Here is a 12154-nt window from a genome sequence, read left to right on the forward strand (position 1 = left end):
ATTATTTCTTTTCTACTCTAAACCAATCAAAATCTGCATAGCCTCCCATCCTAACATCATGTTCACTAACAGAAAAGATTCCCATTTTGGCACTAATCCAAAGGTCTTTTTGAGCGATAAAATTTTCTCCTATTTCTTTAAACTTCTTACCATTTTCACTATAATAAAAAACACAAGTTGCATTTGGAGCTAAAACTTCCATTCTTAAATAAACTGTATTTGATTTTAATTCTTTTTCAGCAATAATTTTTTCTGTAGCTCCGTTGATAGCCTCATCACAAACTACTTGCTGTATCCAATATTTCTCGTCATGATAGGCAATTCCAACATATGCATAAGACTGTCCCATCATAATTAATCCAGCAGTTTTACCAGGAATATTCCATTCTGTTTTTAAAATAACTTTAGTAGTAGTTTTAAAATTTGGGGCAGGTAACTTTTGTAATAATAAACTAGACATATCCCACAAATTAGGAAGTTCCTTTTTACTCATTGCAAACAATCTTAAGTAATCTGTTTCTGGAATTTGAGCACTCCATTTTACAGAAGAATTTGCATACCATTGCCACTGTAAACCAGGTTTTCCATTATTAAATTCATCACTTTCTTGTGGTGAAGATATAGGCATTCCTTGTACCGGTTTTATATAAGTAAGAATTGGCTCTCCTACTCCATTTCCATCTAAATCCTTTCCCATTTCTGGCCAATTATCTTTCCATGATATAGGAGTTACCCATAGTACTCTACCATAAACAGCTTGATCTTGAAAGTGTACAAACCAAGATTCTTCATTAGGGGAAGTTACCCAAGCTCCTTGATGTGGTCCATTAATAACTGTACTTCCTTGCTCTAATACAATTTTCTCTTCATAAGGTCCATATATATTTTTAGATCGTAAAGCCAATTGCCATCCATTTTCCACACCACCAGCAGGTGCTAAAATGTAATAATAATCATCTTTTTTATATAATTTTGGACCTTCTACAGTATGGTGATTATCATGTCCATCAAATACATTTTTACCTTCATCTAAAACTTTAGTTCCTGCAGAATTCATTGTTCGTATGGTTAACAAACTATTCACCCCCGCTCGGCTTCCAGCCCATGCATGAACTAGATATGTATTTTCTCCATCCCAAAGCGGACAAGGGTCTATAATTCCTTTTCCTTCTAACACTAACAAAGGTTTTGACCATTTACCATAAACATTCTTGGTTTTAATCATATACACACCAAAATCAGGGTCTCCCCAATAGATATAAAACTCATTATTATGATACCTAATAGATGGTGCCCAAACTCCTTTACTGTGCTGAGGAACATTAAACACTTCCTCTGGTATTTGCTTTTCTAATGCGTAATTAACAATTTCCCAATTCACCAAATCTTTAGAGTGTAATATTGGTAAACCAGGAATGCAATTAAAACTACTAACGGTCATATAAAAATCGTCTCCTACCCTAATTACATCAGGATCTGAGTAGTCTGCATATAAAACCGGATTGGTATATGTTCCATCTCCATTATCTGACTGCCATACTTTAGACACATATTGTTGTGCTATAATGGACTGCATACTAATTACTAGTAGTAATAAAATTCCTTTTTTCATCAAAACTTATATTTTAAATTCATTTATTATTTTTCTATTGCAGAAATCAATTTCACTGGCCCTAAAAGCCCAGACTCTAATAATGGGTCTGTTTTTTCAAAGTTTTTCCAAACAGAAAAGGTAGTTCTATTACCAGGTTTAATTTTGTTTTCTTTATACCAACTAGGAAGTTGATGAATGAACTTATCTTTACTGTACTCATTTTCTACAGCTAAATATTCATCTCCTATTAACCTATTTGCCCATAGATTGGTTACCTCTACCTCAATTGTATTTTCTCCTGTAACTACATAATGTGTAATATCAGCACAATATGGCTCTTTCCAAAGCAACTGCACTTCTTTATCATTTACAAAAACTTTAGCAATTACTTCTACTCTACCTAAGTCCAATAAAAACCTCCTCGCACTTATGAATGCCGATGACTTTAATTGAATTGTTTTTGAATACACCATCGTTCCTGAAAAATGCTTTACATTAAAATCTAAATGCTTTTTTAGTGAAGCTAGCTCATTAATATGTATTGGTTTAGGTATGTTTTTTAAATTACTCTTAAAATCCAATTCCCAATTACAACTATAATCAACCACATGACAATCTTTTATTTGAATTGTTCTTTTATCCTTTCCTAAAAATTGATAGGTTCCATTTTGTATAAACAACCACGAATCATTTTTTAAAGGTTCTACTACTGATATTAAATTTAAAGGAGGAACTCCTTTTTTATATGCTAGTAAGATATCAGTTTGAGAAAGTGATTTTTTATCTAAGACAATAGTTGTATGGTTTCCTTCAAAAGAAGTATTAATTTGTTTGTTACTTGAAGGCGTTTCTAAACCTGGATGTATTTTATATTTAGATTGTTTTCCTTCTTTTTTTAAAACACCATTTACATATAATAATGGTTGATTGTTTTTATAAACCAGACTAATATGTGACCATCCCTCAATCATCATGTTTAACTCTAATACGGTTTCTCTTTTCTTAGCTTCTTCAAAAACTTTTATACCGTTTTGACCTATGGAAATACCACAAGTTGCATGATTATTTCCAAACAATTGATTTCCATTAATAGTATGACACAGAATACCTCTACCATTATGTGCATAAGAATCTGGTTTTGCCCAAAAAGACATAGAAAAATCACCAAAAACATCTTTATACTTTAAAAGATTAGCATTATTAAAAGGTTGTGTAGATAACACTAGATCTGCATCCTTTAAAATAGAAGTATATCCTGATTTTTTTATCGTTTTTCTAAACATTACAAACAACGATTGTGAAGGCTCCATCTCCAAACTAATAATCGTTCTATTGTCTTTAATTTCAAATACTGGACAACTTATAATCTCTCCCGTTTCACTATTCCAAAACTCTGGTTGATATCCCGAAATTCTAAAAGAACAATTTACCTTTTCTTTTCTTCGTTTATGATTACTGATAAAATAAAATTCCGCATCTTCTATCTTTTTATGCGTATAATGCAGCATGGCATCCTGATTTTTAGCTGTATACTCAAAATCTGGTGCAATGCTTAATTCTTTAAAAACATCTTCAAAAGGAACTCCCCAATACAGTGTCCCTTTACCAAAATTTCTTTTCTGGACAGAAACACCATCCAAATTACCATAAAATTCTGATACAATATTTTGAATTTCTTTATCGTTATTAGACAAACCAAACGTTTTAGATGGTTTGTTTTGAACAATTAATACCATTCCTTGAGCCACTAACTCTTGTAATCTATTTAAAGTTTTAAGAGAAATAGCTTGCAAATTAGCCAACATACATACTTTATACTGCATCCCATCGGGAAGGACAATTTTTCCATTTTTAATAGCAAAACGACTAAAAAGAGCATCAGTTCCTACCACATCTCCTACATAACCTTTTGGTAATATACTGTAAGTATCTGGAACACCAGAAACTGCTTCATCACCTTTAAAATAACAAACATCAGCAACTGTTAAACCTTGTTGTAAAAGATATTGCGAACGTTTTAAATAATTTATCCAACCATAAGCCTGTTCTGTCCATGTATTATTTCTATCAAAATGAGTTCCAAAAGGTCCCATAGTCATACCAGGAAAACCTGTGGTATAAGGTTGATGTACAAAAACATGAAACACCAATCTATTTACTCCTAAGCTAAAAAAGTAATCCCCCTCTGCTTTTAAAGAATACGGATAATCTGTCCATTTACTTGTTAAGGGCATACCGGTATAAGACTCAGCAGCTACTACTTTTTTACCATACACATGAGCTATAGATGTTGATTGTTTAGAAGTCATATCACTACCATAAATATACCTAGTCCAAAACTCAGACATGGGTACATCTAAATATTGACCTGCTTGTAAACTATCTAAATTTCCATCACCATAAGGTTCTGCATGGTATTGTAATCCGTGTTGATGACACAACTCTTGGCAACGACCATAATAATTCTTTGAAAGTAATTCCGCTTGGGTTTTTCTCATATCCCACAAAAAACGTTCAGTACAATCTATAGAATCTATAATCCTACCAGTCATAGCCAACAACCATCCTCCTATTTCATAACCTCTATTTTTTTTAAATTGACTAGGAACCGTTATTGACCAATTTTGTTTACCCGCTTCCCAAGAATCTGTTGTAAATCCATTAAAAGTATTTCCTACAAAGCCATCTAACTTTTGTATAACTTTTGATAGAAATTTATCATAATGAAAATCTACTGCCTCTGCTCTAAACTTATCAATTTCTAAGCCTTTTCCAGCATCAGGGTGTGCTGCTGGTTCTTCTCCCGTAGTGGTATGTCCCATTCTAACAACGGTCCAATTTCCTTTCTTAGGAGCTTTCCACTTTAAATTTCCTTCCGCATCCATATATTCAGAAATATCTAATATATCATTTGAATGAATGATATCATCTGAATTTAGCTCAGGCATGTTCGCATTATTATTTCCATGTGTCCAGTTTGCTTTTCCTGGCCAACCTGCCAGCCTAGGTCCTGAAATAAATTCTACAGAAGACAACCAGGTAGGTTGTTTGGTACGTAATCTAAAAAACTTTGCTTTTGTCGCTTTAAAATTCTGCATAGCTGGAGTATCCATTTCTCTTAATTCTGGCGTATTAAAACTAGCCAACTTAAAATAAGATAAACCATCATAAGAAGCTTCAACAATAAAATGAGGCGGATGATCTCTTGGGCCATCAAACAAATCTTTTGGAACTTCTGGTTTTCTAATAATTGTGATAGAACGTGCTTCAAATGGGGTTAAAAATTCAAATTCTAATACTGAATCATCTTTACCTCCTTGTTCTAATCTAATTTTACTATCAGGATTTTCATCACACAAAATAGTGTGATCTATCTCTTTTCCATCGAGTGTCACTTTCTTTATATGTTCTTTCATCAAACCCTTTTCTGCAGAAAGAGAAGGATAAGCAAAGACATAGGCATCTTTATAAAAACCATGTTTTTCTTGTGGTTTAAGCAAGTTATATTTTATTTTTTTCGCTTCTTTAAACTGAGCTTCTGTCCATACCAATTGTTGCATACTCATTTCTGGAGTTACCCAAGGACCTCCTGAACCAGAATAACCGGCACCATTATGAAGCATGAATGTTATATTTAATCTATGACACTCTTTTGTTGCATAAGCAACCATATCTAACCATTCTTCACTAGCATAATCTACATCTCCTTTTGGAATTCCTACAGCATTATTAAAACAAAGTGCACCACCAATACCCATACGATGCATAGCTTCCAAATCTAAAGTAATTCCTTGTTTGGTTATATTGCCATTCATCCATTGCCAAAAAACCCATGGTTTTGAAGCATTTGGTGGTGATTTAAATCCATTTTCTAAATCTGAAAACGTAAGAATATCTGATGTTAAACTCATCGCTGATAAGTTTGATGGAAGTAACATCAATCCTGAAGTTCCTAAAACAGTATTGCGTATAAACTTTCTTCTATTCATCACTATAAATCAGCATTTACTGTATTTTTTTTCTTTTTATAATTTTTATATCATCTGTAAATTTACCTATGGTAAAAAAACTATTCATTTGTTTTGAGACAACTTCATCTTTTATTTTTAGGTTTTGAATCGTTACATCTTTAATTAGCCCTGTATTACTGTAGCCTTGTATTAAAGAAGGATTTGGTAGAGCTCCTGTATAAGTAATGTTTTTAAGTACCACCCCTTCTATATTTCTTCCTGGTGCTGCGCTATATTTTTCGTTAAACAACACTCTAAAATTAAAAAGTTGTCCTTCTTGTATATTATCAATTCTAATATCTTCGTATCGGATATTCTTGATTAAGTTTTTATCACTCCCTGTAATAGCTAGACAACCTTGATAATTGCGATCATCTTCATCATGTTCTAAAATATCTATATTAGAAAATGTAACATTTTGAATGGTATCTCCAACATGTTCAGCATTTCCGTGTAACCCTATATTTGTAGGGTGAGCAATATCTGCCCACAGAGTAGAATTCTTAATTATATAGTTTTCGGCATTACCATAAAAGTCCCAACGATGTGCATATATAGCAATACAATCATCTGAATTTCTCATAAACACATGATCAATTTCAACATTAGAACAAGACATTAAATCTATACCATCACTCCACCCGTTACTGCTAAAAGATTTGATGTTTTTAATAGTTAATCCTTTTGTTTCACCTCCATATATAGTATAATGTTTAGGGTTGATAAAAATTAAACCATCTACAGTAATATTTTTAGAATGTCTAATTTCTACTCCTCTCTCAGGTTGCATGACAATTCCTCTACCCATAATTTTTACATCTTGAGCTTTTTCTACTAAAAACTTTGCTTTAATAATGGCTCCTCCATGTACATAAACTGTTTTACCTGATGGAACACGATAAACATCTCCTGGTTGATCTTTTGGTTGATGTACTCCTGGTCCAAAATAAATAACATTTGGGTCTTCGGGCTTTGGTTTGTTTTTTTCAATACCATTTGCAAAAACATGTAAATTGTGTAATTTATCTCCGTTTACTTCTAATGAAAGTTTTGTAGGTTTATCTAAAATAAAAGTAATTTCATTCCCTACTAAGACAGGTTCTACTCCTAATGATTTGGGTCTAATTTCAACATTATATATTGTTCCGTTATTCTTTCTAACTTTTACTTCTACTTTTTTATCAAAATCAAAATGCACCATAGAAGCTTTAGATTTGGTATCTAAATCCACCTCAACTTTATATTCAAAAAGATCTTTCCATTCTCCATTAATTTCCCTAACAAGAACAGTAAAATCATCATTATGTGCTGAATATTTATATCCACCTGGAACCTCATATATAACTAGGTTTTCTTGGGCTGAAATTTGAAAGCAAGTCAATGCTAAAAAAATCACTATTAACTTTTTCATTTTTTAACTTATTAAATATGTAATTAAACTTTTATTCTTTCCGTAGTTCTTTTGATTTTAATAGGATATCTATTATTATCAATAAAATTTAAAAATTTCTTATGGTACCATACACTCCATAGGATTGTTCTTCAATGTCATATAATGGTCTTAGTTGAAACTTATTTCCACCATTCTCTAAATAAAAAATATTACTTTCTTGATCTTTATAAATACTTTTCAATATTTCATCTTGACCTCCTTTCAATATTATTTCAGATGAAGTTTCAAAAGCTAAAAGGCTGGGACCATAAAAAATTGCTATAACTTTTTCATTATCCGGCATCGATTCAATATAAAAATCAAAATCAAACACCATTTTGATCTTATCATTATTCTTCCATTCACGGTTTAAACATATATATGAATTAGGTTTAACATGAATGTTCTGTTTTTCATTATTAATAAAAACTTCAACTTTTTTACTCCATGAAGGGACAAGTAAATTCACATCAAACGTAGAATTTGATTTGGTTGTTATTATAAAATCAACTGCTTTATCTGCCAAAAAACTTCCTTTTTGAGTGAGGGTTACCTTTTTTTCATTCCAATTAACTTTAGATGGTATAAATAAATTAACAAATATAGAAGACTCATTATGGTAGTAAATTCCATTATTCAAAGAAGAAAAAGCTTCAATACTCGTACCATTACAACAACGAAAATCATCATCATTTAAAAATATTTTTTTTCTTGGTGAGCCTAAAGGTAAATGATATACACATTTACCTGAATAACTACTTTGCAAAGCTAAAACAGAGTTATACAAGGTATTCATATAAGCATTTGCATAAATAGGATTAGCTGTCCATGAAAAAAGAGTTGATGTTAGTTTTTGACTGTTATGCGTAACACATGATTCTGCTATTTCCCTAGTTAGAGTATTACTAAGTACTCCAGGATTACCCCAATGTTCTGCAGATAATGAAGTTGGAGTAACAACAATTGGACGAGGACCACTACTAGATCCATTTACGTATACATGAGAATCCATGAGGATCTTCCAAAAGTTCATAACGGCGTTGTAATATTTCTTGTCTTTTGTGACCATAAATCGTTGAGCAAATCCATTCACAAGAACTAAATGTGTGTTAGCGTGCAACCCTGATAGAATATCTTCATTATTCGATAAAGGATTTACCAACCAATCTCTATCAAATAATTTTGCCAATTCTAAATGTTTAGTTTTTTTAGATACTGAATAAAGTTTATATAAAATTTCATTCATTGCTCCTACTTCATTTGCCGGATTTGCTCCTACACTATAAAGTACTTTTTCAATTACCTCATCATTTAGTTTTGACATTCGCTGTTCAACATAGCCAGCCATATCAACCACCATATTATAAGCTTTTTGATTTCCTGTATGAGTATAAACATCCAATAATCCTTGCATTATTTTATGATAAGTATAATATGGAGCCCAAACTCCACCAAATTTAGCTTCTAATGTATCAAAATCTTTTTCAGGGAAAGCACTAAGGTATCCATTTCCAAAAGCTTGTTGGCATTTGTACAATTCATCAACCATGTAATTTAATGTTCTTGTAAGAGAACTTTCCTTATATTTCTCAACTAAAATTGAAACAGCAGAAAGATAATGTCCGACAAAATGCCCCCTAAGCCCAATTTTTGGTGATTCCCATCCTTTTAAAGGAGTTGCATCTGATGGTAGACCTGCATTAACTCTAAAGTTATGTAGTAATCTATCTGGCTCAAGATTTTTTAAATACTCTATATTTAGATCTTCACGTTTTTTTATCCATGATGACTCTAATTCTACTGACTTATTAGAAAAAGGAGAAACCCCCTCCATTACTAATTTATGTTTTTCTTGAGCCAACAAACATAAATTTGCTAACACAAACAATCCCACAAATAAAATTCTTGTTATATTATTCCTCATTTTAAACTTAATAATTTTTATTTTTTCATCTTAACTAATCAAATTATAGTTAGTTAAATACTATTTTACTTTTACTTCTGTTTCAAAAACCTCTGCTTTTGAAATTTGTTTTTGCAGAACAGTTACTCTTAATTTAATTGAATCCCCTTTTTTTAAATCTCTTGAGTGCACTATTCGAATAACTGATTTTTCAAAAGGCTTAATACAAGATAATTTTGATTCGCCAATAATTTTATATTCATCTCCTTTTTGAAATTCAATTTTCAATCTACTTTTTTTAGAATTTACTTGACCGAAATTTTCAACCTCTACTAAAATTTCAGATTCTGACACAATTGGTACTCTAGCCGATAAAATGGATTCACTATAATTTAACCAAGGTAATCTTGCATAACCAAAAAGCAACTCCCCGTTTTTATACTCACCTAATAGTTTTCCTGCGAAATTATCTTTTGTAAAACCGTTTCCTTCTCCTGAAAAAGTTACAATAAGATCCTTACCTGAATTTTCTACGCTTAATACCTTGGCACCATTTCCATAATTCACTACTTCTGAAGCACCAAATCTAAGCGATGAAATATTGATTTCTTTTTGAGGGTTAAATCCTTTTTCTGCTAAAATTTTAAGTTTTATCTTTTTTGTTTTTTCTGTTATTTCCTTACTGTTTAAAACAGAAAGTTGTCTTCCTACTGTTAAAGGAATTGCAATATTTTTAGAACTATGTTTATCATTAGGAAGATCCTGAAATTTTAAGGTATCAATTACAGCAAAATTGGCCTGAATTGCTCTACCTAAAGAATCTTGAAATATTTTTAATCGTTCATATTTAAACCAGTCTTCATTTGTACCATCAGTGTATTTTGTAATACCAGGTTTATAAGCTTCACCTGGATCTACTTTCCAATGCAAACCATCTTTAGAACGTAAATAAAATGCAATTCTTCCTAACCAATCATTGACTATTAAATGATATTGAACATTATCTTTCCAAACTACAGGATCTTCAAATCTACCTTCTACAGCAGGATATACTCTACTATTTGATACTTGCTTATAAGTAGAGACCCCATCTTTACTAAACCAAACACCTCCACCTCTACAAATCATTAAAGACGATCCATCTTCTCGTTTTGCAAAAGTTAAATTAGATAACCCCTCAATAATTGGACGATCCCTATGGTCAAAATCAAACTTTCCATATTCCCAAGGACCGTTAAGACTATCTGAAATATAATATCCATCAATAACATAAACAACATAACGTCCATCAGCCGCTTGATATATTTCAGGATTATGACCTTTTCCTATTGTTTCAATAGTTTTAAAAGGTCCAACAGAATTATCTGAAATTGCATGCACTACATACGAATTTGGCCATTCCATATGACCTTTTGGAGAATCTTCCCTCCAACGACAAACAAACATATGGTATAAGCCCTGATCATCTTTTAAAATACTACCTCCCCAATATGACCATTGATTTTCTTCAATCCCATTTTCCAAGTATCTTGGAACTACATACGAAGCTCCCCATGTATTTTCTACTAAATTTCCAATTGGAGGGATTGGCTTAAATAAATCAATAAATTTACCTCCTTTAATCAGGTTTTGCCACTCTTTAGGATTTTCTCTTTCTTGTACTTGAGCATTCAATATTTCTGCTAAACTCAAAAAAAGTAAAAAAAAGTAAAAAGGTATCGTGTTTTTTATAGCTTTCATATTATATTCGTTTACAAAAAATTTCACTTATTATCTTACAAATTTTATATTCTCAACGTGTTCTCCTATAAAAACACGAGCCATATCTCCTGTTTTATACCACTTTGGTTTATTTTCCATGTCATCATGTATTAAGACTCCGTTGATCATTAAGTTTTCAAAAACTATATTTTTAACTTTTCTATTCTCATCATACCCAGCTATAACAGAAAGCTCTGCATTTTTACCGTTATAAGTAATATTTTTAAACAGTACATTTTCAACTCCTCTACCTGGAGATGTACAATATTTACTATTGTAAAACACTCTTATATTTACTAGTTGACCTTGTCTAAAATCTTCCACTCTCACATTTTCAAAACGGACATTTTTAATAAGATTACTATCTCCAGCATTTATACTCATACAACCCTGATAATCTAATTGAGCTTCTTTATGATCTAAAATATCAATATTTATGTAATTTAAATTTTCCAATACTTCTGGGTTAGGGGTGTTTCCATGGGTTCCAATTTGTATAGGGTGCGCAACATCTGCCCAAAGGGTAGAGTTCTGCATAGTAATGTTTTTACACCCACCTACAAAACCAAGGCGAGTTCCATAAACAGTTGTACAATCATCTGAATTTCGATTGAACACGCCATCAATTATAACATTATTACTAGAAATTACATTCATCCCATCTCCCCATTGGAAATAACTCATGCTTTTAACATTCTTAATACTAACGTTGTTAGAGCCGCCTGTAAAACATTGAGTTGTGAAAACACCATTGATTTCAATATTTTTAGAATTAGAAATATGTATTCCTCCTTTAATAGATTGATCTATCATACCACTACCTAATACTTTAACATTTTCCACGTTATTAATAGCTATTTGTCCTTTTAGAACAGCTCCCCCAGCCAAATAAACTGTTTTCCCAGATGGTACTACTAACTTGTGATTTGGTATTTCATGAACACCTGGTCCAAAATACAATACATTTGAATCCTTTTTTTTAGGTATCATTTTTTGGATAGGATTCGCAAAAAAATGAAGGTTATGAAAAATATCTCCATTTACTTCTACAGAAAGGTTTCTAGGTTTGGAGAGCTTAAACATTATTGTATTACCATCAGTATTCGATGCTATTTGATAAGAAAGTGGTCTTATTCGAGAGGTTTCAACATCACCTTTGTTATAGGTAATTGCTACTTCTACTTCTCCTTCAAAATCAAAATAAACCATCGATGCATTTTGTGTGTTATGTTTTGAATTCTTTACTTCATCTACTTTTACATTGTACTCTGGTAAATCTTGCCAATCCCCACCTGGAGTTCTTACTTTTACTGTAAAATCAGTATTTTGTATTATATCATTGGGAGCTGGGTAAGCAAATAACTTGTTATCAGATTTTTGTGCCCAACAAGATATACTAGCTACTAAAAAAAACAATCTTAGGACTCTGTTTATTACTTTATTTCTATTCATGA

6 protein-coding genes are annotated in these 12154 nt (G+C 31.6%); all 6 read right to left on the reverse strand.

What is annotated here, in order from left to right:
* Position 1 precedes the first annotated feature (1 nt).
* Entirely contained in the window at positions 2 to 1612 is a 1611-nt protein-coding gene (locus ACXGQT_RS04390; RefSeq protein ID WP_457830192.1) for a glycoside hydrolase family 43 protein, read from the reverse strand.
* Positions 1613 to 1638: 26 nt separating this feature from the next.
* A complete protein-coding gene (locus ACXGQT_RS04395; protein ID WP_457830193.1) occupies positions 1639 to 5583 on the reverse strand; it encodes a glycosyl hydrolase in 3945 nt (1314 codons plus the stop codon).
* A gap of 16 nt (positions 5584 to 5599) precedes the next feature.
* Complete coding sequence (locus ACXGQT_RS04400) at positions 5600 to 7015, reverse strand: glycosyl hydrolase family 28 protein (RefSeq protein ID WP_457830194.1); 1416 nt, start codon at positions 7013 to 7015, stop codon at positions 5600 to 5602.
* Between the two features lie 88 nt (positions 7016 to 7103).
* Positions 7104 to 8960, reverse strand: coding sequence for a beta-L-arabinofuranosidase domain-containing protein (locus ACXGQT_RS04405; RefSeq protein WP_457830195.1), 1857 nt, complete (start codon positions 8958 to 8960; stop codon positions 7104 to 7106).
* Between the two features lie 60 nt (positions 8961 to 9020).
* The gene (locus ACXGQT_RS04410) at positions 9021 to 10631 is read right to left on the reverse strand and encodes a glycoside hydrolase family protein (RefSeq protein ID WP_457830196.1); all 1611 of its coding nucleotides are present in this window, start codon (positions 10629 to 10631) and stop codon (positions 9021 to 9023) included.
* 78 nt (positions 10632 to 10709) lie between these two features.
* Positions 10710 to 12152: an endo-polygalacturonase gene (locus tag ACXGQT_RS04415; protein ID WP_457830197.1), complete on the reverse strand. Its 1443-nt coding sequence runs from the start codon at positions 12150 to 12152 to the stop codon at positions 10710 to 10712.
* Positions 12153 to 12154: the final 2 nt, after the last annotated feature.

The organism is Wenyingzhuangia sp. IMCC45467, from assembly GCF_054111205.1.

What these genes read in the sequence shown, in the direction of transcription:
- ACXGQT_RS04390 (WP_457830192.1), bottom strand. Translation starts at nt 1,612, where the DNA reads ATGAAAAAAGGAATTTTATTACTACTAGTAATTAGTATGCAGTCCATT.
- ACXGQT_RS04395 (WP_457830193.1), bottom strand. Translation starts at nt 5,583, where the DNA reads ATGAATAGAAGAAAGTTTATACGCAATACTGTTTTAGGAACTTCAGGA.
- ACXGQT_RS04400 (WP_457830194.1), bottom strand. Translation starts at nt 7,015, where the DNA reads ATGAAAAAGTTAATAGTGATTTTTTTAGCATTGACTTGCTTTCAAATT.
- ACXGQT_RS04405 (WP_457830195.1), bottom strand. Translation starts at nt 8,960, where the DNA reads ATGAGGAATAATATAACAAGAATTTTATTTGTGGGATTGTTTGTGTTA.
- ACXGQT_RS04415 (WP_457830197.1), bottom strand. Translation starts at nt 12,152, where the DNA reads ATGAATAGAAATAAAGTAATAAACAGAGTCCTAAGATTGTTTTTTTTA.